The organism is Pseudomonas sp. R1-6, assembly GCF_051132115.1.
Classification (GTDB): Bacteria; Pseudomonadota; Gammaproteobacteria; order Pseudomonadales; family Pseudomonadaceae; genus Aquipseudomonas.
This window is the reverse complement of sequence record NZ_CP071662.1, coordinates 2,260,032-2,284,269: the sequence shown is the minus strand read 5'-3', so window position 1 is coordinate 2,284,269 and position 24,238 is coordinate 2,260,032. Positions and strand designations below refer to the sequence as shown.

24 protein-coding genes are annotated in these 24,238 nt (G+C 59.9%); 15 read left to right on the top strand and 9 right to left on the bottom strand.

Features of this window, described 5'->3' with window-relative positions:
* Positions 1–33: 33 nt before the first annotated feature.
* The 4 genes from rarD to J3P81_RS10565 all read left to right on the top strand — a co-directional run bounded on the left by rarD (position 34) and on the right by J3P81_RS10565 (position 7,523).
* Complete coding sequence (gene rarD, locus J3P81_RS10580; protein ID WP_420767726.1) at positions 34–918, top strand: EamA family transporter RarD; 885 nt, start codon at positions 34–36, stop codon at positions 916–918.
* 117 nt (positions 919–1,035) lie between these two features.
* Complete coding sequence (locus J3P81_RS10575) at positions 1,036–3,699, top strand: calcium-binding protein (protein WP_434563633.1); 2,664 nt, start codon at positions 1,036–1,038, stop codon at positions 3,697–3,699.
* Positions 3,699–4,487 carry a hypothetical protein gene (locus J3P81_RS10570; RefSeq protein ID WP_434563631.1) on the top strand — a complete coding sequence of 263 codons (789 nt, stop codon included), beginning with the start codon at positions 3,699–3,701 and terminating at the stop codon, positions 4,485–4,487. Before J3P81_RS10575 ends, J3P81_RS10570 begins: the two co-directional genes overlap by 1 nt.
* Before the next feature lie 126 nt (positions 4,488–4,613).
* Positions 4,614–7,523: a hypothetical protein gene (locus J3P81_RS10565; protein WP_434563629.1), complete on the top strand. Its 2,910-nt coding sequence runs from the start codon at positions 4,614–4,616 to the stop codon at positions 7,521–7,523.
* A 173-nt stretch (positions 7,524–7,696) separates the two neighbouring features.
* Here J3P81_RS10565 and hppD read toward each other — a convergent pair whose 3' ends face one another.
* Entirely contained in the window at positions 7,697–8,773 is a 1,077-nt protein-coding gene (hppD, locus tag J3P81_RS10560) for a 4-hydroxyphenylpyruvate dioxygenase (RefSeq protein ID WP_434563627.1), read from the bottom strand.
* Positions 8,774–9,023: 250 nt separating this feature from the next.
* Positions 9,024–9,968 carry a DMT family transporter gene (locus J3P81_RS10555; protein ID WP_434563625.1) on the bottom strand — a complete coding sequence of 315 codons (945 nt, stop codon included), beginning with the start codon at positions 9,966–9,968 and terminating at the stop codon, positions 9,024–9,026.
* A gap of 128 nt (positions 9,969–10,096) precedes the next feature.
* Here J3P81_RS10555 and J3P81_RS10550 point away from each other — a divergent pair, with 128 nt between their 5' ends.
* Positions 10,097–10,969 carry a LysR family transcriptional regulator gene (locus tag J3P81_RS10550; protein WP_420767721.1) on the top strand — a complete coding sequence of 291 codons (873 nt, stop codon included), beginning with the start codon at positions 10,097–10,099 and terminating at the stop codon, positions 10,967–10,969.
* Between the two features lie 318 nt (positions 10,970–11,287).
* The gene (locus J3P81_RS10545) at positions 11,288–11,653 is read left to right on the top strand and encodes a histone-like nucleoid-structuring protein, MvaT/MvaU family (protein ID WP_420767720.1); all 366 of its coding nucleotides are present in this window, start codon (positions 11,288–11,290) and stop codon (positions 11,651–11,653) included.
* 92 nt (positions 11,654–11,745) lie between these two features.
* Here the strand turns inward: J3P81_RS10545 and J3P81_RS10540 are convergent, their stop codons facing one another.
* Positions 11,746–12,276, bottom strand: a complete 531-nt coding sequence (locus tag J3P81_RS10540) for a DUF4946 domain-containing protein (RefSeq protein ID WP_434563623.1) — start codon at positions 12,274–12,276, stop codon at positions 11,746–11,748.
* Between the two features lie 147 nt (positions 12,277–12,423).
* Between J3P81_RS10540 and gloA the strand changes: the two genes are divergently transcribed.
* On the top strand, positions 12,424–12,945 hold the full coding sequence (gene gloA / locus J3P81_RS10535) for a lactoylglutathione lyase (protein ID WP_420767718.1): 522 nt from the start codon (positions 12,424–12,426) through the stop codon (positions 12,943–12,945).
* 68 nt (positions 12,946–13,013) lie between these two features.
* Here the strand turns inward: gloA and ahpF are convergent, their stop codons facing one another.
* The 4 genes from ahpF to galU form a co-directional block, all read right to left on the bottom strand.
* The gene (ahpF, locus tag J3P81_RS10530) at positions 13,014–14,576 is read right to left on the bottom strand and encodes an alkyl hydroperoxide reductase subunit F (protein ID WP_434563621.1); all 1,563 of its coding nucleotides are present in this window, start codon (positions 14,574–14,576) and stop codon (positions 13,014–13,016) included.
* Between the two features lie 123 nt (positions 14,577–14,699).
* A complete protein-coding gene (gene ahpC / locus J3P81_RS10525) occupies positions 14,700–15,263 on the bottom strand; it encodes an alkyl hydroperoxide reductase subunit C (RefSeq protein WP_011061677.1) in 564 nt (187 codons plus the stop codon).
* A 234-nt stretch (positions 15,264–15,497) separates the two neighbouring features.
* On the bottom strand, positions 15,498–16,853 hold the full coding sequence (gene gorA / locus J3P81_RS10520) for a glutathione-disulfide reductase (protein WP_434564096.1): 1,356 nt from the start codon (positions 16,851–16,853) through the stop codon (positions 15,498–15,500).
* Positions 16,854–17,027: 174 nt separating this feature from the next.
* On the bottom strand, positions 17,028–17,867 hold the full coding sequence (gene galU, locus J3P81_RS10515; RefSeq protein WP_039592970.1) for a UTP--glucose-1-phosphate uridylyltransferase GalU: 840 nt from the start codon (positions 17,865–17,867) through the stop codon (positions 17,028–17,030).
* 234 nt (positions 17,868–18,101) lie between these two features.
* Between galU and J3P81_RS10510 the strand changes: the two genes are divergently transcribed.
* Both J3P81_RS10510 and J3P81_RS10505 read left to right on the top strand, forming a co-directional pair.
* Positions 18,102–18,317 (top strand): hypothetical protein, encoded by a 216-nt coding sequence (locus tag J3P81_RS10510; protein ID WP_420767715.1) that lies wholly within the window; start codon positions 18,102–18,104, stop codon positions 18,315–18,317.
* A gap of 115 nt (positions 18,318–18,432) precedes the next feature.
* Positions 18,433–18,714, top strand: a complete 282-nt coding sequence (locus J3P81_RS10505) for a hypothetical protein (protein WP_434563619.1) — start codon at positions 18,433–18,435, stop codon at positions 18,712–18,714.
* A gap of 14 nt (positions 18,715–18,728) precedes the next feature.
* On the opposite strand, the gene J3P81_RS10500 is transcribed toward J3P81_RS10505, so the two are convergent.
* Positions 18,729–19,079: a hypothetical protein gene (locus J3P81_RS10500; RefSeq protein ID WP_420767713.1), complete on the bottom strand. Its 351-nt coding sequence runs from the start codon at positions 19,077–19,079 to the stop codon at positions 18,729–18,731.
* Between the two features lie 206 nt (positions 19,080–19,285).
* Between J3P81_RS10500 and J3P81_RS10495 the strand changes: the two genes are divergently transcribed.
* From J3P81_RS10495 to ada, 5 genes are all read left to right on the top strand, one after another.
* Positions 19,286–19,588 (top strand): DUF1883 domain-containing protein, encoded by a 303-nt coding sequence (locus J3P81_RS10495; protein ID WP_003182962.1) that lies wholly within the window; start codon positions 19,286–19,288, stop codon positions 19,586–19,588.
* A gap of 26 nt (positions 19,589–19,614) precedes the next feature.
* Entirely contained in the window at positions 19,615–19,785 is a 171-nt protein-coding gene (locus J3P81_RS10490) for a hypothetical protein (protein ID WP_420767712.1), read from the top strand.
* Positions 19,786–19,920: 135 nt separating this feature from the next.
* Positions 19,921–20,640 (top strand): 2OG-Fe(II) oxygenase, encoded by a 720-nt coding sequence (locus J3P81_RS10485; RefSeq protein ID WP_434563617.1) that lies wholly within the window; start codon positions 19,921–19,923, stop codon positions 20,638–20,640.
* Positions 20,627–21,307 (top strand): DNA oxidative demethylase AlkB, encoded by a 681-nt coding sequence (gene alkB / locus J3P81_RS10480; protein WP_420767710.1) that lies wholly within the window; start codon positions 20,627–20,629, stop codon positions 21,305–21,307. The genes J3P81_RS10485 and alkB overlap by 14 nt, the downstream gene beginning before the upstream one ends.
* Positions 21,308–21,394: 87 nt before the next feature.
* Entirely contained in the window at positions 21,395–22,468 is a 1,074-nt protein-coding gene (gene ada / locus J3P81_RS10475) for a bifunctional DNA-binding transcriptional regulator/O6-methylguanine-DNA methyltransferase Ada (RefSeq protein WP_420767709.1), read from the top strand.
* Here ada and J3P81_RS10470 read toward each other — a convergent pair.
* A complete protein-coding gene (locus tag J3P81_RS10470) occupies positions 22,432–22,920 on the bottom strand; it encodes a GyrI-like domain-containing protein (protein ID WP_434563615.1) in 489 nt (162 codons plus the stop codon). The two genes, ada and J3P81_RS10470, sit on opposite strands and share 37 nt — an antisense overlap.
* A gap of 148 nt (positions 22,921–23,068) precedes the next feature.
* On the opposite strand from J3P81_RS10470, the gene J3P81_RS10465 reads away from it, so the two are divergent.
* Positions 23,069–24,130, top strand: coding sequence for an NAD(P)H-dependent flavin oxidoreductase (locus J3P81_RS10465; RefSeq protein ID WP_434563613.1), 1,062 nt, complete (start codon positions 23,069–23,071; stop codon positions 24,128–24,130).
* The last annotated feature ends 108 nt before the right edge of the window (positions 24,131–24,238 follow it).

Sequence of the window (24,238 nt, the reverse complement as noted above, 5' to 3'; positions counted from 1 at the left end):
ATCGTGCTGCAATTCCAATAACAAGAGGCATCCGTGTCCAAAGGCATCGCTCTATCGGTCTCGGCATCCGCCCTGTTCGCCGTCATGTACTACTACACCTCGCTGCTCGCGCCGCTGACGGGCCTGGAGATTTTCGGTTGGCGCATGTTGCTGACGATGCCGTGCATGACTGCGTTCATGCTGATCTCCCGTGAATGGAAACTCGTCTCGGATCTTGTCGCACGCCTGATCGCCACGCCGCGCTTGCTGCTGGGTGCAATGGCGTCATCGGCACTGATGGGGGCGCAGTTGTGGCTGTTCATGTGGGCGCCGCTCAACGGCTACAGCCTGGACGTGTCGCTGGGCTATTTCCTGCTGCCGCTATCGATGGTCCTGACGGGGCGCATCGCCTATGGCGAGCGCCTTTCGCGCCTGCAGAAAGCCGCGGTGTTTTTCGCTTCTCTCGGCGTGCTCAACGAGCTGTACCGGGTGGGTGGGTTTTCCTGGGCGACGTTACTGGTGGTGCTGGGCTATCCGATCTATTTCATCCTGCGCAAACGCCTGCGCACCGACAACCTGGGTGGGCTCTGGCTGGACATGACGTTGATGCTGCCGTTGGCGCTCTGGTTCGTGCAGAGCGGCGAACAAGGTTTCAAGGTTTTCAATCAACACCCATGGCTGTCGCTGCTGATCCCGCTGCTCGGCGTCATCAGTGCCTCGGCCCTGGTGGCCTATATCGTTGCCAGCCGGTTGCTGCCCTTCAGCCTGTTCGGGCTGTTGAGCTACGTCGAGCCGGTGTTGTTGCTGGGGGTCGCGCTGCTGCTGGGTGAAAGCATCCAGGCTGAAGAATGGCTGACCTATATCCCCATCTGGATGGCCGTGGCGGTTCTGGTATTCGAAGGGTCCAAGCATATGGTGCGGCAACGGCGCCGGGCCTGACTGCCCCAGCTTGCATCACGAAACACTCTGCGCCCACGCGCCAGGTCCAGCTCCTTTATCATGCCCGCACGAACGCCAGGAGGGCGCTCGGCAGACCTTACGATAAAGGAATTATCGATGTCAGAACCTTCCCAAGGGCGATCCGCCCAACCAGGGGTGGAACGGATTCCACCTGTGGTGATCACCGATATCACGTCCCATCCGCTGCAACGTCTGCCCGAACATAACGACACGCAACCGGATAAAAAACCAACGCCCCGGGAACGGCTCACGCGTTTGGATGAACGCCTGGGGCCGGTGAAGATTGGCGAGTTGAGCATAAGCCGCGTCGACCTTTATCGCATGGGCGCACGCCTGGGCGACGCCGGGACCGCAACAGACTCGGCACTTCTTTCGCAACCGGACGGAGCGCTGATCGATGCCGTCCGGTTCGATCCACTGATGATCGAGACTTACATCAAGGCGCACCCTTTGGGCAACGCCCCCGATGCGACCTCTCTGTTATTCGAGCTCGCGTCCGTCCGATCCTCCAGCTCCCCCGCGATTCTTGAGCCAACACCAGGCCACGTCCCCAGCGGGTCGATGGACACGTTCGGCAAATTGCTCGATGCGTTGCAGGCGATGCAAGCGTTGCAGGGCCAACCCTTCGCACCGGGCATGCCAACCTGGGTCAACAACCTGAAGAGCCACGGTATGCTCACCGCTGCGCTGGGCATGCAGATCTACGGAATCTACGGTGGTCTGGTGGGGATCCGTGATGGCCTGAGAAACAGCGATCTGGCCGAGATAGCGGTCAGCTCCGGGGAAATCGGCGGTGAGCTCACTTCGGTCATGGTGGAGCACGGGCTGTTGAAGACCGGAAAACAAATGCTGCGCCAGGCTGACCGGGTGCTCATGGGCTTCAAGGCCACCGCCGTGGGCAAATGGCTGATCCGCAGCGCGGGCCTGATGGCCGGTATCCTCACGCTCCCTTTCGATATCTACCACGCGATCAATGCCTTCGACGCCGCCGCCAGATCCACGGGCAAGGAAGCCATGGACCATTACGTCTCGGCCGGCATGAGCGTGGCGAGCGCAGGCCTCTCGGTCGCGCTCGGGGCGGCGGCAATGGCGGGGTTCGGTCTGACCGGCGCGGTTGGGTTGGTGGCGTGCGCCGTTCTGATGGTGGGCGCAAGGATCTACGGCGCAGCACGCCAGGTCGATGACATTGACGATTACATCGAGCTGAGCATCAACGAACGCTGGCGCTCGGGTTGGTTCGCGTTCACTGGGCAAGCGCTCGATACGCAAGTGATGGGACGCTACGAGGTTGCGCGCACCCGTGTCGGGTACACCCAGGCGCTGGTGGACCAGGCGCGCAAGCTGCTGGACGGCGAGCTGAAACCCAGCGTGGAAGCCCTCGTCAGCGGCCGCTTCGAAGTCAACATGCAACCGCTCAAGCACTGGAAACTGCACTGGGATGACGGCGAGCAGCCTTACCGGGAAGTGAGCACACCAGAGGTAGTGGAAAGCGACGATGTAATCGATGCATCTCGGGGGCTGGACAAGGCTCCCAGGGTGACCGTCGGTGAACCGGGCAAGGGCAAGGGCATCTACTGGCAGTTGGGTGGCGGCAACGACCAGGTCTTCGGCGTATACGACAAACCCAACTACTTCAGCTTCTCAACGGGTAAAAAGAGCCTGACGGGAGGTTCGGAGGATGATGCGTTCATGTTCCATGTGAACGGGACCCTCAAGACGCCGGTCGTGGATGCCAGGAACGCGCTGCATGGCGGCGCGGGCAACGACACGCTGTCGTTGCAGGGTCGGCTCCCGGACGTCAACGGCTCTTACACCTATCTCGGCCTTGAAATCGATCTGCCCGGCGGACTCTCCCTGTTGAAGTCCCACGACGACACCCACCCTGCCCACTACGCAACGATCACCTCGATTGAAAACGTCGAGACACTGCCGCGTGGCTACAGCCGAGTCATCGGTGACCGGCACCCCAACCACATCACGCTCAATGGTATGGATGACCGAGCCACCGGTGGACGCGGCGATGATGTTTTCCGGCTGATGGGCAACTCCAGTCGGGTCGACGGTGGCCCCGGCACGGACCGTTACTACGTCGCCATCAACACTGGCGACATCCATATCACCGAGGATGGGACGGAGCCGAGCATCATTGAACTCGGCTACCCAGCGGAAGGGATCCAGGGTTGGAAAATCCAGGGCACGTCATTGAAGGTGAGGTTATCCCATGATGCGCAGACAACGGATTTATTTCGCGAGCTGTGCATTGTCGATACGTATTGCCAGGTTGGGACTCAACGGGTCCTGCGTAATGACGCTCTGCTGTTCGTGACGCAAGATGGCTTCACTTTCAAGCCGGATCTGCCAGACGGTTTGCTCGCCCCGGAAGATCACCCCATCAGCGCGATCATGGTGCACCAAGGCAAATCGCCGCCCGCGCCGGTCATTTTCAATGGTGAAAAAGTCGCCTCACGGGATCTCGTCACCGAAAACTATTTCGTTGCCAGGGAATGCCCCGAGCCGATCTTCGATATCCCGCAGCAACCGGCCAACGCAACCACCACGCTGTTCCTGGACCATGACGACAGCGAATTGGAAGCCGTCCACGCTCATTACCGCGTGGAGGTTTGCACCATCGGTTATTGGAACTGGCTGACCTACAGCGACATGAAGCTGGTGCTGCAATTCACCAACGGCACGCGGCTGACGCTCGATCATTGGATGAAGCATAACCAGGTGTTGCGTCGAATGTCACGGGCACGTTGATGTCCACTGGCGTATCGCTCACGCGCGCCATCACTCTGGTCTTTCGTGACGGCACCTCCTACCGGGTGGGTACGGTACGGCCGTCATTCCACGATGATTATCAGAACCCGGGAACACGCGTGGTCGAGGGGCGCCATGTACTGCGCCGACGCCCTGGTCGTGCTGTCTTCCGGTCCCCGTCCCATGAAGTCATACGCCTGCCATCCAGACCGCAAAAAATCAGGTTACCTGAACGCCAGCACACCAGCATTTACGAGCTGGAGGGCAACGCCTCCACTTACGAAGTCCACCCCAGCCCTGGCGCCACCCTGCGCCTGTATACGACCAGCGCAACCGATTCGTCGGTGTGGAATATTCACGCCGACAGCTTTGACATGGATCTGGCCCGCAGCGATATCCGTGTCGGTAGGACCTGGGTCCTGCTCGGTGACGTGCGGTTGTTGCTCACGCCAGCGCCCGATGACCGGAAACCACCGGAAATTGCGCATGTGGAACTCGTGTCCGGCACCCGTTACCAGATCGACACCGATCTGGCAAAAGCGCGACTGTTGAGCATCAATGCCAGGTTCCATGCCGACATTGCCACGCTCCTGCGAGAAATCCAGGCCCATGAAGCTGATGGCAGCCTGGCGACGACATTTCTCAGCGTCGCTGGCGTTCGCCTCGCTGACGGCACGCCAGGCGCGATCTTCTATGACGTACTGGACCAGCGCTGGATTCTCGCTAGCGACGACACGCAAGAAGTGAACAGCTCGGACCTGATGATCGGGACCGTTGCCCAGCACTGAACGGCACTCCCTCAACACGTCCAAGCAGCCAAGACCAACCTGTTTTCAGACCCGGTCGACGCATCGCACCCGCACGCGTCGGCACCGGCTGGCCGCTGCAACACGACACCTATCAAGGAAGAGAACATGTCTCCAAAAAAACCTGTGCGCCCGAAGGGCACAGACACGCCAGGCACCGATCCGGGCACGATCACCCTACCCGACGTCAGGCTGCCGCCTCATCTTGCATTGCCTGGGACCGGCATCCCGCCACGCCCCCACACGTCGACGTCCGAGCCCAGTGGCTCTGCCGGGGCTTCATCCCAGAAGAGCCCGCCGCCACCCGTCGAGCTGACGGACCCGACCAGTGGCGCCCCAACGGCTGCGCAGCCTTCGCCAAGGTCCTTGGATCGCTACGCGCTCAATCCACCCGAAGGGTTGCCACCGGCCCGCGCCGATGGTCTTCGGGTCAACGGCAACGGCAGCTACGTCGATCTGGACGACGGGAAAGTCGCCCGGGTCGTCCATGACCCTGCCTTGAACGCTTATTACGCGTGGGGCCTGAATGAACTGTCACCTTCGGGCCCGGCACTCTATCGGCCAACAGGCGCGGTGTCCTGGCGCGAAAACGCCTTCGCCACGAAGCTGCGGGCCTACCAACTGGGCAAGGACCAGCGAGCAGTATTCGATCGCAGGAACGAGGGGCTATCGAGCCAGTCCATCAAAGAGCGCGACGCTGCTTTAGGCCCTATTTACCGGACCCAACAGAACCAACTGAAAGAGGACGCCCGGTTATTCCTTCAAAACGCCCAACGGATCCCTCGTTCCGCCGCTCCTTCGTTGCTTGGCGTGGAGACATTTTCCAAGCTCATCGAGAAAATCTTCGAACACTCCCAAGGCCTGGTCATGACGGAGCGGTTTTCGGGCACCGGCAGCAAGATGCAACTGATCGACGCGATGCCGGCACTGGTCGCAAGCGGTGTAACGACGCTGTACCTGGATCGCTTGCGAATCGACATCGACCAGGTCGTCCTGGACGGGTTCGCCAGGACCGGTGTCCTCGACGCCAGACTGAAGCGTCGCCTGCACGCTCTCGACGTGAATGATGACGCGGTCCCGCCAACGCCCTACACCTATCAGAACCTGATCATCGCGGCGCGGGAAAATGGCATAAGGGTCCAGGCCCTGGACTGCGCCGCCAGGGCCCAGGCGGAACTGTCCGGAGACGACGGTTTCCGAGGCCTGTTCACGTATCACGCCAGCCAAGTGATCAACGCCGACCGCCTTAATCGTCCGCAAGGCAAGTGGGTCGCCCTGGTGGGAGCGTCCCAGTATCGTAAAAGGAACATCGCTCTTGAACAGGAGCAGCACGCCACGGTGACTTTCAGCTACCCCAACACGCCTGGCCTGGCCCAAGTGCAAGGTGTGATGAGCTTGCATGTCGAGGACCTTGCCCATGGCCCGAACCTGCAGGTCATCCAGGACCCGTCGCTCGGGGCCGCTGATTTGAATCTGAACGTAGGGGGCCAGGGCATGAAGCCATTCGAGCTGCCCGTTCGTTACCGACGCGTTCTGGAACAAGACATTCGAAGTGCCAACCTTACGCAGGACCCCCATAGCCTTTTTGCGACAATACCGGTGCAGCGTGGTCTCGATGTCGAAACCGCGCAGCGGGAACGTTTCCAGCGCGCCAGGGATACCATCAGCGCCAGCCAGTACTTCTTCGAAGGCCAACCGGTCACCCGCCCCAGGCCGCCCACGCCGGCACTGCAACCTTACAGCCCACCCCCCGCTGTGCTTGAAAGCATTTACCGTGTATCCAACGGCCTGGTCTTGGGAGCGGCCTACAACGCCATCGGCGCCAGGAAGCTCTTGATCGACAACATGCCCGCCCTGAAGGAGCAGCAGGTCAAGACGCTCTACATGGAAAACCTGATCAGTGAATACGATCAACCCCGGCTGGATGCATTTGCCTCCAGCGGTGCGATGTACGATCCTCTGAGGGCGAATCTCCGGCGCCAGGACGAACTCCAGCAGATGAATCCCTCCAGCGCCCATTCGTTGGTCAACCTCATCACTGTTGCTCACCAGCACGGCATCAAGGTGCAGGCGCTCGACACGTCGATCACCTTCAGGGACGAAATGAGGCGGCACGCCCCCGAGCGCTCCAGGAACTTCAAGTACGTGGCCCATACCCTCATCGAGACCGACCAGGCCCACCGGGGCCCGCACAAATGGGTGGCGCTGGTAGAGAGCGGCCACGCCAATACCGCTCGAAACACCCCCGGATTGGCTGAACTGCAAGGTGCCGTCGGGGTACGCGTGGTCGATGCCGGCAGTCAACCCACGCGAGTGCTGCCCGATGAAGGAGAGATCGTTTCCAGTCTCTTGCCCATCGCACGACCAGCCGCTCACCGTACTCCCTCCGGCGCCGGGTACCTTTTTGTGAAGTCAGATCTGCTGCTGGAGATAAGTACCGGCACCCAGCTGATACGGCGGGCGCCCGTCAGCCCTGGCAAGTTGTTGAACAAGCCGAACGAATTCCTGATCGAACGCTCGGAAGATGGGTTTCAGCTGTACCTGGCGAAACATCAGCTGGGGGACTTCAGCGTATACCCTCTGCTTATGGCTGCTGACCAGCTATCGGTCGACATTCCCGATCTGTCCCAGCATTACCACCGGGTGTGGCAAGTCAACAGAGTGAAGTTCAAGGACATCGATGGGCTGGTGTGGGCGCTCAAGACTGCCGGTCTGAAACAGGTCAGCGGCACGACGGTGATTCCCGTCTCGCCGCTGCGCCTGATGGATAGGCACCCACGGCTGACCGATCCTGGCATGTACCTTGTCGAAACCAGACCGGAAGGCACCATGATCTTCCACCGTTCCAAGGACAGCTCGATCAAAAGAACGCTGGTCAGCAAGGATCAGTTGTCGGGCAAGCTTTATATCAATCGACCGGAATGGGGGCTTACCGAGCTTCGTCTGTTTGACAACCTGGACGCCCTCACGGCCCACCTGGATGAAGCGATTGGGTTGAAACGCGTGCAAAGCGCCTGACAAACAGCACCGGTCAAGCATTGATGCCGGGACCTGCTCTGGCCAATATCCAGGGCGCGGGCGAGCTTGCTGGCGATAGCGCCACCACGGGCGGATGGATCGCCAGCGTAGCTTGCGCCGGGCAAAAAAAACCGCCCGGCATCAGGCCGGGCGGTGTTTGTGACACTCAGGCATTAGTCAGTAGTCAGCACACCACGGCGCACCTGGTCACGCTCGATCGACTCGAACAGCGCCTTGAAATTGCCCTCGCCGAAGCCATCGTCGCCCTTGCGCTGGATGAATTCGAAGAACACCGGGCCCATCAGGGTTTCCGAGAAAATCTGCAGCAGCAAGCGCTTATCGCCCTGCTCGGAAGCACCATCGAGCAGGATGCCACGCGATTGCAGCTCCGCCACTGGCTCGCCATGATTCGGCAGACGGCCCTCGAGCATTTCGTAGTAGGTGTCCGGCGGCGCGGTCATGAAGCGCATGCCGATTTTCTTCAGCCCATCCCAGGTCTTGATCAGGTCGTCAGTGAGGAACGCCACATGCTGGATGCCCTCGCCGTTGAACTGCATCAGGAACTCTTCGATCTGGCCAGCGCCCTTCGAGGATTCTTCGTTCAGCGGAATGCGGATCATGCCGTCCGGCGCGGTCATGGCCTTGGAGGTCAACCCGGTGTATTCGCCCTTGATGTCGAAGTAGCGGATCTCGCGGAAGTTGAACAACTTCTCATAGAAGTTCGCCCAGTACGCCATGCGCCCGCGATACACGTTGTGGGTCAGGTGATCGATGATCTTGAGCCCCGCACCCACCGGATTGCGGTCGACACCGTCGAGAAACACGAAATCGATGTCATAGATCGAGCTGCCTTCGCCAAAACGGTCGATCAGGTACAGCGGCGCGCCGCCGATGCCTTTGATCGCAGGCAGGTTCAGCTCCATCGGGCCGGTCTCGATATGGATCGGCTGGGCACCGAGTTCCAGGGCGCGCTTGTAGGCTTTTTGCGAGTCCTTGACGCGGAACGCCATGCCGCAAACCGACGGACCGTGTTCGGCGGCGAAGTAGGACGCCACGCTATTGGGCTCGTTGTTGAGGATCAGGTTGATCGCGCCCTGGCGATACAGGTGTACGTCCTTGGAGCGGTGGGTCGCTACCTTGGTGAAACCCATGATCTCGAAGATCGGCTCCAGGGTGTTGGGCGTAGGGGATGCAAATTCGATGAATTCAAAGCCCATCAGGCCCATCGGGTTTTCGTATAGATCTGCCATGTCGGCGCCTCATCATGCTTATCAATTAACAAGAAACGTTAGTTGCCAGTGATGCTGAGGGCGCGCGGCGGCGCGCAGGAAATACCGCGGACGCTGCGGGCGAGGAAATCGCCATAGATCAGTTGAAACCCAAGTATCTTCATTGTCGACCCAAGGCTCTTGCGGGCGAGGCTTCTGCTGCCAGAAGACGTTATTCTTATATGCGTAAATCGATTCTACACAGCGTAACCACATTTGTCCGCCTTGGGTATCAAATCGCCTTTTTGGCCGAGCGTGCAAGGGGTTTGTTGCACAGGAAAATACCCATCAGGATCAGCCCCCCGCCCCCGCACATCAAGGCCGTAAGCCGTTCGTCCAATAGCAAGGCGCCCAGCAGGACCGCCGTCAGTGGATTGAGCGCGATGAACACGCCGGACCGGGTCGCGCCAATCCGGCGGATGCCGTCATACCAGGCGATATAGGCCAGCGCCGAGCCCAGTACGCCAAGGTACAACAGGCTCAGCCATTGCCCGGCATCCAGTGCGGTCAGCGCCGCGAAGCGAATCTCTCCCCCGACCGCGCACGCTCCCCAAAGCATCAGCGTGCCCAGCAGGATCGACCAGGTCACCGTTTGCAACGGGCCAAGGCTTTCATTCAGGCTTTTGGAAAATAGCGAGTAAATACCCCAGCCGAGCACGCAGCCGAAAATCAGCACGTCGCCTATCCACCCTTGCTCCGTTGTTTGTAGCAAGGCCGGGTCACGACCCACGATCACCAGACCCGCCCCGCCGAGACACAAGACGATGCCGGCGACTTTCAAGCGGCTCAGCCGCTCCTTGAATAACCACCAGGAGGCCAGCCCGATCACCGCGGGGTTCAACGCCACGATCAACGAGGCCCGCGACGCGCTGATGTATTGCAAACCATAAAAGAAACACAGGTTGTAGAAGAAAATACCGAAGAACCCCAGCATCGCCAGTTGCAAGCCCTGCTTCAGGCTGGGCCTGGCCAGAGGAATGCCGGCCACCCCGAGAAACACCAGCAGCGCGAGACTCGCCAGCAGAAAGCGCAGGCTGGCGGCCAGCATGGGCGCCAATGCATTGGAGAGGATCCGCCCGGCCACGAACGTCCCTCCCCAGATCATTGTGACCATGGCGAGCTTCAGGTAGACCGGCAGGTCGGAAGCGATCGGCATGGAATGTTCCATGGGTTTCATTGCTTTCATCTCATTCAAGGTCGTTCGGATGCCAGTGACGAGGGAGCTCTCTCGCCACGGTTTTCTCTGTCGCTCAAGTGCCGTATTGTTCGCCTCATATCTTGTCATCGTAAAATGAGCTTTTACTCATGACCCTGACCCAACTCGAAATCTTTTCGCTGGTCGCCGAGCTGCGCGGCTTCACGGCAGCCGCGACACGGTTGGGCATCGGACAATCAGCGGTGTCGCACGCAATCAGGTCCTTGGAAAACGAACTGGGCGTCGAGCTGTTCAGGCGTCATCAGACCCTGGTGGAGCCCAGCGACATCGGCCAGCAATTGCTGCTGCGGGCCCGAGCCATGCTCGGCTTGGCCAACACGCTGCGCCAGGAAGCCGCGGATGCCCGAGGCATGCGCCGCGGAACCTTGCGCATCGGCTCGTTCGGCCCGACAGCCTCGATGAAGCTGTTGCCCGCTATCCTGGAACGCTTCAGGACCTTGCACCCGGGGATCGAAGTGCATGTCGACGAGGGGCCGGACCGGCAGGTTCTGCAATGGTTGGACGAACGCCGGATCGACGTCGGTTTCGTAGTCTTGCCGGAGGAACGCTTCGATACGTTCGCGTTGGTGACCGACCAGATGGTCGCCTTGCTCCCTGCTGCTCACGCCCTCGGGGATCGAACCCACGTGCAACTCAAGGATTTGTGCGACGACCCTTTCATTCTCACCGAGGCCGGCTCGTCGGAACTGGTCTGGCGACTGTTCAATGCCGCGCGCTTGACACCCAATGTCCGTTATCGCTGCTCGCAACTGCTCAGTACGCTCGACCTCGTCACTCGTGGCGACGCGGTGAGCGTAGTGTCCGAAGGCTCGTTGCCCCTGTTCGATAATCCTGGCTTCGTTGTTCGTCCTCTGTCGCCTCCCGTCCCACGACAGATCGGCCTGGCCGTACTCGATAGCCGCCAGGCCTCGCCGGCAACCCTGGCATTTATCGAGCTGGCACAGGCCGTTCAGCCGACTTGATTGCGCTTAACTTTCGATAGGGTTATCTATTAGCCCAACGGACTAGAGCACGCGATTGCATTACACCGCCTAGTACTGCTAACAGCCAATCTCCGTCGCCAGTCGCTTGACGTCATCGGCTCGACTGATGGTAAAACGCCAACAGCTGTTACATAACGAAAAAGTTACGATTTACACTTTTCGGTTTAACTACTACAATTTTTTCTGCCTCTACCAGATAGCAGGAGAGTCATTAGTCACCGAGTCGCTACAAGGCGCCTGGCTTATAGCTTTGTTTGCGGTTGGTATCAGCCTTATATTTTGATTGGAGTAATTATATTGTCCAGACTCGCTGAATTTCGCAAAGCCGAAAAGGCCCTTCAAGAGCAGCTCGCGCAGCTGGAAGCTTTGAAGAATGACGCCGGGCTCAAGAAAGAAATCGAATTCGAAGAAAAGCTCCAAGGGCTGATGAAAACCTACGGCAAGGGCCTGCGCGACATCGTTGCGATCCTCGACCCGAGCCCGTCCAAATCAGGCCTGTCGTCGGGCAAGACGCCAAAGACCCGCCGTGCCCGCGTCGTCAAGGTCTATCAGAACCCGCACACGGGCGAACTGATCGAAACCAAGGGCGGCAACCATCGCGGTTTGAAAGCCTGGAAGGAAAAATACGGTGCGAGCACCGTCGATTCCTGGCTGCGCGGTTGAAAGCACTACAACGAAAAAAGCCCTGGCCTGCACCCAGGGCTTTTTTATGGGCCGAACTTTCGTGTTGGCCCAAGAGTATTACGCTGAAAGCCTTATAATTTCAGGCTATTTCGTACCGACTGTATTTCATCCTGGCTTTCTACAAATACCTGCGCCTGCCCCGCATAGGACAACACGTAGGCATTACCGTCATTAAGTGCCGCGACGAGGGTCTGCGACAATACATGACGCCCGTTTTGCGTGATCGTGCAAGTGGTTTCCAAAGCGCTTACGCCGCCCAATACGGACGCGTGAATCTTATTGCAGACACTTTGATAGCCGCCTTGGAAAAAATCCTTCTGAATGGACTTTCTCATTTCCAACAGCACGCCTTGCAAGTTTACTTGATGGTCGGGCTCGACAGCCGACGCGGTCAATTCCATCACCATCACGGCATTGCCCGAAGGGTCGCTTTTGGTGGCGCGCTGCCGACTGGTACCTTTGGCCGGGGCCAGTGCGTCGGCGGGCAGCGATTCGATGATCCATCCCGAGGGCCAGGTTACCTGTGGTTCGGCCGCCCCCACATCGACGCTCGACGCGACGGCAAACAACAGGACGAACAGCGAAGAAAGCGGTCGAAACATTGCGTTGCACTCAAGGACTGATCGTGAAGTCTGAAGCGCGACGCACCACCAGGCAATAGGCACGTTTGGCGATGCCACGCCCCTTGCGTATCATGGACGCACCTGCAAGGAAGCTAGCACAAGCCCCACTTATTTTTCGGAGGGCCCATGAGCCTGCAAGAACTCAATACTTTCCCTGGCGTCACCGCTCAACCCGATGCCGCAACGGCCAAGTTCGTCTTCAACCACACCATGCTGCGGGTCAAGGACATTACCAAGTCCCTTGATTTCTACACCCGTGTGCTGGGTTTTTCCCTGGTGGAAAAGCGCGACTTTCCAGAGGCCGAATTCAGCCTGTATTTCCTTGCCCTGGTCGACAAGAACCAGATCCCGGCGGACGCGGCGGCGCGTACCGAGTGGATGAAATCGATCCCCGGCATCCTCGAACTGACGCATAACCACGGCACCGAAAACGATCCGGCGTTCACCTACCACAACGGCAACACCGACCCGCGCGGTTTCGGCCACATCTGCATCTCCGTGCCAGACGTGGTCGCCGCCTGCGAGCGCTTCGAAGCGTTGGGCTGTGACTTCCAGAAACGCTTGAGTGATGGCCGCATGAAAAGCCTGGCCTTCATCAAAGACCCGGACGGTTATTGGGTCGAGATCATCCAGCCTGCACCGTTGTAAGTTCTGCGGTCACAAAAAAAACCCATGAGCCAAGGCCCATGGGGTTTTATTTTTCCAGCGACCGGCTATCAGGCCGGTGCGGAGGTGCGGATCAGGTGATCGAAGGCGCTCAGCGAAGCCTTGGCGCCCTCGCCCACGGCGATCACGATCTGCTTGTACGGCACGGTGGTCACGTCACCGGCAGCGAACACACCCGGGATCGACGTTTCGCCACGAGCATCGACAATGATCTCGCCACGCGGCGACAGCTCGACGGTGCCCTTGAGCCAATCGGTGTTGGGCAACAGGCCGATCTGCACGAAGATCCCCTCCAGCGCCACGTCGCGCACTTCACCGCTCGGACGGTCCTTGTAGCGCAGGCCGTTGACCTTCTGCCCGTCACCCGTCACTTCGGTGGTCTGGGCGTTGGTGATCACCGTCACGTTCGGCAGGCTGTGCAGTTTGCGCTGCAACACCGCGTCGGCACGCAATTGCACATCGAACTCCAGCAACGTGACGTGGGACACGATACCCGCCAGGTCGATGGCCGCTTCGACGCCGGAGTTACCGCCGCCGATTACCGCGACCCGCTTGCCCTTGAACAGCGGACCGTCACAATGCGGGCAGTACGCCACGCCTTTGTTGCGGTATTGCTGCTCGCCCGGCACGTTCATTTCGCGCCAGCGGGCACCGGTCGCCAGGATCACGGTCTTGGCCTTGAGGCTCGCGCCGCTGGCGAACTTGACTTCATGCAGCCCACCGGCCGTGCCTGGCACCAGTGCGTCGGCGCGTTGCAGGTTCATGATGTCGACGTCGTATTGCTTGACGTGTTCTTCCAGGGCGACAGCCAATTTCGGCCCTTCGGTTTCCTGGACCGAGATGAAGTTCTCGATGGCCATGGTGTCGAGCACCTGGCCACCGAAACGCTCGGCCGCCACACCGGTACGGATGCCTTTTCGTGCCGCATAGATGGCCGCCGAGGCACCGGCCGGGCCACCGCCCACCACCAACACGTCAAAGGCATCCTTGGCGCTGATCTTCTCAGCCTGGCGCTCGATGCCACTGGTGTCGATCTTGGCGAGGATTTCTTCCAGGCCCATGCGACCCTGGCCGAAGTTCACACCGTTCAAGTACACGCTTGGCACGGCCATGATCTGGCGTTCATCGACTTCAGCCTGGAACAGCGCGCCGTCGATGGCGACGTGCTTGATGTTCGGGTTCAGCACCGCCATCAGGTTCAGCGCCTGGACCACGTCCGGGCAGTTCTGGCATGACAGCGAAAAATACGTCTCGAAGTTGAACTCGCCCTTGAGCGAGCGGATCTGTTCGATCACTTCGACACTGGCCTTCGAAGGGTGGCCACCGACTTGCAGCAGGGCCAGCACCAGCGAAGTGAATTCATGTCCCATGGGAATGCCGGCGAAACGCAGGCTGATATCGGCTCCCGGGCGGTTCAACGAAAACGATGGCTTACGCGCATCGGTGCCGTTGTCGAGCAAGGTAATCTGGTTGGAAAGACTGGCAACGTCTTTGAGTAACGCAAGCATTTCCTGGGATTTCGCACCGTCGTCGAGGGATGCAACGATCTCGATCGGCTGGGTGACCCGTTCCAGGTATGACTTCAACTGAGCTTTAAGATTGGCGTCCAACATACGGGCGATTTCCATTTTTGAATTTCAGAAAAAACAACGCCCAGGCGAATCTCGCCCGGGCGTTTTTTGGGGCGAAGCGGCTTACTTGGCTAAGAGCGGATCGCCCTCGGGTAATGCATCGGTTTAGATCTTGCCGACCAGGTCCAGGGACGGAGCCAGGGTGGCCTCGCCTTCTTTCCACTTGGCTGGGCAGACTTCACCTGGGTGAGCGGCAACGTACTGGGCTGCCTTGATCTTGCGCAGCAGCTCGGAAGCGTCACGGCCTACACCGCCGTCGTTGATTTCAACGATCTTGATCTGACCTTCAGGGTTGATCACGAAAGTACCGCGGTCAGCCAGGCCAGCTTCTTCGATCAGCACGTCGAAGTTGCGGGAGATGGCCAGGGTCGGGTCGCCGATCATGGTGTACTGGATCTTGCCGATGGCTGGCGAAGTGTTGTGCCAGGCAGCGTGGGCAAAGTGAGTGTCGGTGGACACGCTGTAGATTTCGACGCCCAGCTTCTGGAACTCGGCGTAGTTGTCGGCCAGGTCTTCCAGCTCGGTTGGGCAAACGAAGGTGAAGTCAGCTGGGTAGAAGAACACAACAGACCACTTGCCTTTCAGGTCGGCGTCCGATACTTCGACGAAAGCGCCGTTTTTGAAAGCGGTGGCTTTGAACGGTTTAACTTGGCTGTTGATGATAGGCATCGTTGACTCTCCGTCAGTGGTTGAAAAGTTGATGGGGTGAATCTTAGCCATTCATTGCGCTGTTGGCTCATTGCCAAAGCTCATGCAAATGATTGGTTTTGGCTATCAGGAATCTATATAGATAGAAGAAATCTGTGGAAGCTGCCGAAGGCGGCGATCAATTGATCGTGGCAGCTGCCTGACAGTTCACGGGGCTGGATCAACGGATCACAGCCCCATGGACGAAAAGCCTGATCAGGCGGTAGGCGTACGCATGGTGACGAATTCTTCGGCTGCGGTTGGATGCACGCCGATGGTTTCATCGAAATCGCGCTTGGTAGCACCGGCCTTGAGGGCAATCGCCAGCCCTTGGATAATTTCACCGGCGTCCGGCCCGACCATGTGGCAGCCCAGGACCTTATCGGTCTTGGCATCGACCACCAATTTCATCAGGGTGCGTTCCTGGCAGTCAGTGAGGGTCAGCTTCATCGGCCGGAAACGGCTTTCGAAAATCTGCACCTCATGGCCGGCTTCCCGAGCCTGTTCTTCCGTCAAACCTACCGTGCCGATGTTCGGCAGGCTGAACACCGCCGTGGGGATCATTCGATAATCAACCAGGCGGTATTGCTCAGGCTTGAACAGGCGCCGCGCCACCGCCATGCCTTCGGCCAGGGCGACAGGCGTGAGCTGCACACGGCCGATCACATCGCCAATGGCCAGGATCGACGGTTCAGCCGTCTCGTATTTTTCGTTGACCTGCACGAAGCCTTTCTCGTCCAGCTTGACGCCCGTGTTCTCCAGCCCAAGATTGTCCAGCATCGGCCGGCGGCCGGTGGCGTAGAACACACAATCGGTCGACAACGTGCGACCGTCCTTGAGCGTCACTTTCAAGCTGTCGTCGGCTTCTTTGTCGATGCGTTGGATGTCTGCGTTGAATTGCAGGTCCAAGCCACGACGCTGCAGCTCTTCGGCCAGATGCTTGCGCACCGCGCCATCAAAACCGCGCAAGAACAGGTCGCCGCGATAAAGCAAGGATGTCTGCGCGCCCATGCCGTGGAAGATCCCGGCGAATTCCACGGCGATGTAGCCGCCTCCCACCACCAGCATGCGCTTGGGCAGCGTCTTGAGAAAAAACGCTTCGTTGGAACCGATGGCGTGCTCGCTCCCGGGAATATCCGGAATCACCGGCCAGCCGCCGGTGGCGATCATGATGTGCCTGGCGGTGTAGCGCTCGCCGTTGATCTCGACTTCATGAGGGCTGGTAATCCTGGCGTGGCCTTCATGCAAGGTCACACCGCTGTTGACCAGCAGGTTGCGGTAGATGCCGTTGAGGCGATTGATCTCACGATCCTTGTTGGCGATCAGCGTGGCCCAGTCGAAACTCGCCTCGCCCGCCGTCCAGCCGTAGGCCGACGCTTGTTCGAAATCCTCGGCGTAATGCGCGCCGTAGACCAGCAGTTTTTTCGGCACACAGCCGACGTTGACGCAGGTCCCCCCCAGGTAGCGGCTTTCCGCCACGCCCACTTTCGCGCCGAAACCCGCGGCAAACCTCGCCGCCCGCACACCGCCGGAACCGGCGCCAATCACATACAGATCAAAATCGTAGGCCATCATCTATCTCCTTCGGCAGGTTGTCAGCATACCTGCTGTTTTCACCTGAGGCAGCGTTGCAGCGCAAACAGCGACTTTGTTTGTGTGATTGATGATTGGCGGAAGGTTTTTTTGCAGAAAAAAAAACGCCCCGAACCAGTCGGGGCGTTTTTTCAAGGCGCGACGCAGGCTGAATCAGTAAGCCTTGCCGGTCTTGTAGAAGTTCTCGAAGCAGAAGTTGGTTGCGTCGATGTAACCTTCGGCGCCACCGCAGTCGAAGCGCTTGCCCTTGAACTTGTAGGCCATGACGCAGCCGTTCTGGGCCTGTTTCATCAGGGCGTCGGTGATCTGGATCTCACCGCCCTTGCCTGGCTCGGTCTGTTCGATCAGGTCGAAGATGTCCGGAGTCAGGATGTAGCGGCCGATGATCGCCAGGTTCGACGGCGCATCTTCAGGTTTTGGTTTTTCAACCATGCTGTGAACGCGGTAGATGTCTTCGCGGATCATTTCACCGGCGATGACACCGTACTTGTTGGTTTCCTGCGGATCCACTTCCTGGATCGCCACGATGGAGCAACGGAATTGCTTGTACAGCTTGACCATCTGGGTCAAAACGCCGTCGCCTTCCAGGTTCACGCACAAGTCGTCCGCCAGGACCACGGCGAACGGTTCGTCACCGATCAGCGGGCGGCCGGTCAGGATCGCATGGCCCAAACCTTTCATTTCGGTCTGGCGGGTGTAGGAGAACGAGCACTCGTCCAGCAACTTGCGAATGCCGACCAGGTATTTTTCCTTGTCGGTGCCCTTGATCTGGTTTTCCAACTCGTAACTGATGTCGAAATGGTCTTCCAGGGCGCGCTTGCCACGGCCGGTGACGATGGAGATTTCCGTCAGGCCCGCATCCAGGGCTTCTTCGACGCCGTACTGGATCAGTGGCTTGTTCACCACCGGCAGCATTTCTTTGGGCATGGCTTTAGTCGCTGGCAGGAAGCGAGTACCGTAACCGGCTGCTGGGAACAAGCATTTCTTGATCATATAAGTCCTTGAAAAGGCGGTGTGTACAAGTTTTCGGCGCAGTCTAATCAGCCGGCAGGCACCTTACAATGCCTGCGCTGGCCAACCGATGCCATCATAGAGAAATAAACCGGCGGATAGTTCAATCGCCTTTCGCTTCGATGGTTCCAGCGGTCCTCACTGTACGCCCATCAGCACGGTTTGCGAGCATTTGGCGTATCATGGCCGCCTTGATTCCGCCAACGAGGCAGCTAGATGTCGGCAACACAGAACGCAAACGGTTATTCGGTCAGCCAGGACAAGGACGGCCAGTGGTGGATTATCAACTACCACGGCGAGCAGGTCGCCGGTCCCTTGCCCACCAAGACAATGGCGGTGGAAGTCGCCGCGGTCTTTCAGGACGAACGTTCCGCCCCGGCGCCCCGGGAGCGTGAACAGGCGCCAGCGCGCAATACTCGCCGCAAGAAATAAACAGACGGCCCCGCCGAAGCCCTGGTGCTCGGAAGGGGCCGCGGGTTTAGCTGTACCGGAATGGCCATTCGCTATAATCTCGCGCCATTCCTCCCCATCCTGATGACAACCCCCCATGAAGACAATCCTGGCGCTGTTTGCAGTTCTGGCCCTGGCAGGCTGTGCCTCAGCCGAAAAAACCTATCTGGATACCGGTGAACAAGGCTTGGCCATCGACTGTTCAGGCGAAGCCAATTCCTGGGCGACGTGTTACGAGAAAGCGGAAGCTTCCTGCGCCGGTACGGGCTACCGCATCGTCGGCACGGATGGCACGCCACAGGCCAACGACAGCGAAAAGACCCTCGGTGTGCACGTGGGCAACTTCACCAGCCGCAGCGTGGTGGTCGTCTGTAAATAAAGGACGGGCCCTGCTTAACCGGAAATACAAGCGTTGGCCGCGTCCTGAACGTCGCCCGGGCGCACCGGTACGTTGGAGAGGCTTTCGTGCAGCTTGATGCTGGAGCCGCTGGAGCGTTCGTCGATGTCGAACACCGCGGCCGGTAGCGCCGACAGCTTGCCGGGGACGATCACCCGCACGCCATTCTTATGCGGCTCCATTTGCAGCGGGCCACGGCTCTCCAGAAGCTTGTCGGCAACGCACTTGGCGTATTCATGAGGTTTCTTGCCGGAGATGACGCTCATGGTGGGCGGCGTCTGGTTGATGTCCGATACCGATGCACATCCACCCAAGGCCAAGGCCAATACCCACACGCTGCGCTTCATATGAATCCTCCAATAAAGACCCTCCGACAATGCAAACGTCGATTTTCTCCAACGTCCTCTCATTTTTTATTCGCCACCGCCTGATAAATGAATGACACCCAGGACAGGGGCCGGATATTAACCCGCGGTGCTGATAAACTGCGCTCCATTATCATTGCTTCATCTTACTGTCCTGATTTGCAAGAAATGCCCTTCTGGAGGCGCCCATGAAATTCATCCACCAGCGCGAGCACCTCAACGAAGACGATATCGTCGTGATCGAATGCTCCCAAATGTGCAACATCCGTTTGATGAACGACGCCAATTTCCGTAGCTTCAAGAATGGTGGCCGCCACACCTACCACGGCGGCGCGTTCGACACGTTCCCGGCCAGGATCACGGCCCCCAGCACCGGCTTCTGGAATATCACCATCGACACCGTCAACCGTCGCGCCATCAGCGTTACCCGCAAGCCGACCCTGACCCACAAGATCAAGATCATCCGGCGCTCCAGTTCGAAGCTGAGTTGAGCCCCCCGTCCAAGATAGGTAAAACCGTGGCCCAGACAACCAAATACGTTATCAAGTACAAACTCAACGGCGAGCGCCGCTTCGAGTTCGCGCAACTGCAGACCGGCACCGAGGAAGAAGCGCTGGTCGCGCTGCAAAAGTTGCATGGCGAGACCGATGATCAGATCACCGATCTCAAGGTCAGCAAGGCACTCTAAAGCCTGCCAGCTGGCTTTTTGTGGTGAGGGAGCTTGCTCCCTTTCTACAAAAAGCGCTTCACATCGCAAGAATCGGAGTGCCCGGCAGCGCTGCACTCTTCAGGCTGAACAGTCCTTTTATCCAGGATTGCAATCATGTCCTCAACGCCTCTATTGACCCAACACCTCCCCCACCTCGATTGGCCCACCATGGTGGATAGCCTCGATGAGGACGGCTGCGCGATCATTCGCAACCTGCTGCCGACCGTACAATGCCGGCAGTTGAGCGGTTTGTATGAGGACGCCGGGGTTTTTCGTTCGCGGGTAATAATGGGGCGCCACGGATTCGGGCGCGGTGAGTACCAGTATTTCGCTTATCCGCTGCCTGAGATCGTCCAGCAATTGCGCCAGTCGCTCTATCCGATGCTGGTCCCAGTGGCTAATCGCTGGAACGATTGCATGGGCCTGGAAACGCGATACCCCGATAAGCACACGGATTTCATCCGCCGTTGCCATGCCGCCGGGCAGCAGCGTCCCACACCGTTGCTCCTCCAATACGGCCCGCAGGATTACAACTGCCTGCACCAGGACCTTTATGGCGAACAGGTGTTCCCGTTACAGGTAGCCATCCTGCTGTCGGAACCGGGAGACGACTTTACCGGGGGCGAGTTCGTCCTCACCGAGCAACGCCCGCGCATGCAGTCACGCCCCCAAGTCATCGACTTGAAACAAGGCGACGCCGTGGTGTTCGCCGTACACCAGCGGCCGGTCAAAGGCGTTCGCGGGTATTATCGGGTTAACTTGCGCCATGGCGTCAGCCGTGTACACAGCGGTCGCCGGCATACACTCGGGATCATTTTTCATGATGCGCAATGACGACACCCCCGTCACTCTCGACCTGTTCGCCGACCAGGCGCCCACCACGCCTGGCCAGGTCGAACAGATCGGCCAGCAATCCTTCGTGCTACGCGGGTTTGCCCTGCCCTGGCTCGACCGTTTGTTGCCAGCGCTGGAAACAGTCTTGCAGGCCGCACCGTTCCGGCAGATGGTCACGCCCGGTGGCTTTACCATGTCGGTGGCCCTGACCAGTTGCGGCGCACTCGGCTGGACCACCGACCGCAGCGGCTATCGCTACACCGCCCATGATCCACAGACAGGCGATCCCTGGCCCGCCATGCCGCCAGTGTTTCGCGAGCTGGCCCAGGCCGCTGCCCGGCAAGCGGGCTTCGAGCACTTCGAGCCCGATGCCTGCCTGATCAACCGCTACGTGCCCGGCGCGCGGATGTCGCTGCACCAGGACAAGAACGAGCGCTCCCTGACGGCCCCCGTCGTCTCGCTTTCCCTTGGCCTGCCGGCGACATTCCAGTTTGGTGGATTCGAGCGCAGCGACAAAAGCCAGCGCATTCCGTTGTTTCATGGCGACATCGCAATCTGGGGCGGCGTGGACCGGTTGCGCTACCACGGCGTGCTGCCGCTCAAGCCGGGACAACATACACGTCTGGGCGCCCAACGCATCAACATGACGTTCCGCATGGCCGGATGACAATGCAGAATTCAACCGCAAGACCCGGAGTGTCGTCACCTGGATGGCTCAGTAATCTAGCCAAAACGGGCCAAAGGAATCACGACCATGAACAGCACTTCAAGTACGCTCGCCCCTGATCAGGACCCTCGCTGGGCCGCCGTACTCGCCCGGGATCCGCGCGCCGATGGCACCTTTGTCTACGGCGTGAAGACCACCGGCATCTATTGCCACCCCAGCAGCCTGTCGCGCCTGCCCAATCCGCGCAATGTCGAATTCTTCGACACGCCGGAACAGGCCCAGGCAGCCGGTTATCGTCCCAGCAAACGGATGGCCAGGGACCAGACCCAGATCGCCGCGCAACAAGCGGCGCGGGTGGCGGCGGCCTGCCGGCAGATCGAGGCGGCCGAGCAACTGCCAGGCTTGAATGAACTGGCACAAAGCGCCGGCCTGAGTCCCTTCCATTTTCATCGCGTCTTCAAGTCGATCACCGGCCTGACCCCCAAGGCCTACGGCGCCGCCCATCGCTCGCGCAAAGTGCGCGAACGCCTGGCCGACGCCGGAACGGTGACCGAAGCGCTTTACGACGCAGGCTTCGGTTCCAACAGCCGCTTCTATGAAGCCGCCGACAAAGTCTTGGGTATGAAACCTGGCGAGTATCGCGCCGCCGGGCTGAACACCGATATTCGCTTCGCCCTCGGCCAGTGTTCCCTGGGAGCGATCCTGGTGGCGCAAAGCGAGCGTGGCGTGTGCGCGATCCTGCTGGGGGACGACCCGGATGCGCTGCTGCGTGACCTGCAAGACAAGTTCCGCCGCGCCAACCTCATCGGCGCCGACCGGGAATTCGAGCAGCTGATTGCCCAAGTGGTGGGCTTCATCGAGGCACCGGCCCTGGGCCTGGACCTGCCACTGGACTTGCGTGGCACGGCGTTCCAGGAACGGGTCTGGCAAGCCCTGCGAGAGATCGCGCCCGGCAGCACCGCCAGCTATGCCGAAATCGCCCAGCGCATCGGCATGCCCAAAGCGGTGCGCGCGGTGGCCCAGGCCTGCGGCGCCAATAGCCTCGCCGTGGCGATCCCCTGCCATCGAGTGGTGCGCAGCGACGGCAACCTGTCGGGCTACCGCTGGGGCGTTGAGCGCAAGCGTCAGCTGTTGGCGCTGGAACGCTCGCCCGAGGATTGAACACCGATATAGATCGCCACCGAGTCGGGGGCGTTATAGACCTCGAAATCGGTGGTGAACCGGCGCACGGCCTGCGGATTGTCGGCGAAGTACGCCCAGATCAGCCCCCAGGTCTGGATCACGCAATCGGGCATTTCGCCCTTGGCCGAGAACATCAGGTAATCCCCGCCCTCGACTTCCACGGCGGGGTAGCCTGCGCTCGTGGCGTCGACCTGTACGCCCGCCGTCACATTGAAGTAGCCGGTAGCATCGGACTCGTAGCCGGAGTACACCCCGTAGACGAACGACTCCGACTGCCGCGCCGGAACTCGCTCGAACAACCCTTCGGTGAAGAATTGCTGCCACATCGGGCCGATTTTCGCCGTATCGCCCTGTTGCTCCTCGGCGTTGCGGGTGCGTACCTGCAAACCGGCGACCGTGAAAGGTTCGACGGTCTTGAGTTTCACGTCCATGGGTTCGGCTCCTTGATAAGTGGTGTCCCATGGTACCCATCCCGCCGTTGGCATCAAACCCGGGCAGCGATTGAAAAACTCGACTGGCCCTGGCCGGGTCACACCTGCTAAAAACACCGTTTCCTTCTGCCGTCGGAGACACCCGAACATGAGTCAGTGGCCAGACACCCGCATTCTTGACCTGCTCGGCATCGAGCATCCCATCATCCAGGGGCCGCTGGCCGGGGTGACCGGTCCGGCGATGGTGGTCGCCACTTGCAATGCCGGCGGACTGGGCTCGATGCCCGCGGCGATGCTCGACGTGGAGCAACTGCGCCAGGCACTGACGACCATCGCCGAGCAGACCGACAAGCCGTTCAACGTCAATTTTTTCAGCCATCAGCCGCCCGCCTTCGACGAACAACGGGCCGAGGCCTGGAAACAGCGCCTCAAGCCTTATTACCAAGAGCTGGGGGTGGATTTCGACGCGCCGACGCCCGTATCCAATCGCACGCCGTTCGACGATACGGCCTGCCGGGTGCTGGAAGACATGCGACCCAAGGTGGTCAGCTTCCACTTCGGCCTGCCGGAAAAATCGTTGCTCGATCGGGTCAAGGCCACCGGGGCGAAAGTCCTCTCTTCGGCCACCACCGTGGAAGAAGCGATCTGGCTCGAGCGACACGGCTGCGACGCGATCATTGCCATGGGTTATGAAGCCGGCGGTCATCGAGGGATGTTCCTCAGCGACGACCTCGATACTCAGGTGGGCCTGTTCGCCTTGCTGCCGCAAGTCGTGGACGCGGTGACCGTGCCGGTGATCGCCGCCGGCGGTATCGGCGATGCGCGGGGCATCGTCGCCGCATTTGCCCTGGGTGCGTCGGCGGTGCAGCTGGGCAGCGCCTACCTGTTTACCCCGGAAGCGAAGATCACGCCTTCCCATCACCGGGCGTTGCGCACGGCCAAGGAAAGCCAGACTGCAATCACCAACCTGTTCACCGGTCGGCCGGCCCGAGGGATCGTCAACCGGGTGATGCGCGAGGTCGGCCCGATGAGCCCACTGGCGCCAGCATTTCCGCTGGCGGGCGGCGCGTTGATGCCCCTTCGCGCGAAGGATGAAGCTGACTTCGCCAACCTTTGGGCCGGCCAGGCATTTCCCCTGGGGCGGGAGCTGCCCAGTGGCGAGCTGACGCGGCGCCTGGCTGAGGAGGCTCTGGCTCGGTTCAAGGGCTGAGCGCTAGCCTGACAGTCTCCGGCGCTTGACCGGACGCTATCGCGAGCAAGCTCGCTCCCACAGGGGTTCAGTGTGAATATCAATCATGCATTCATCCCGAAATCCTGT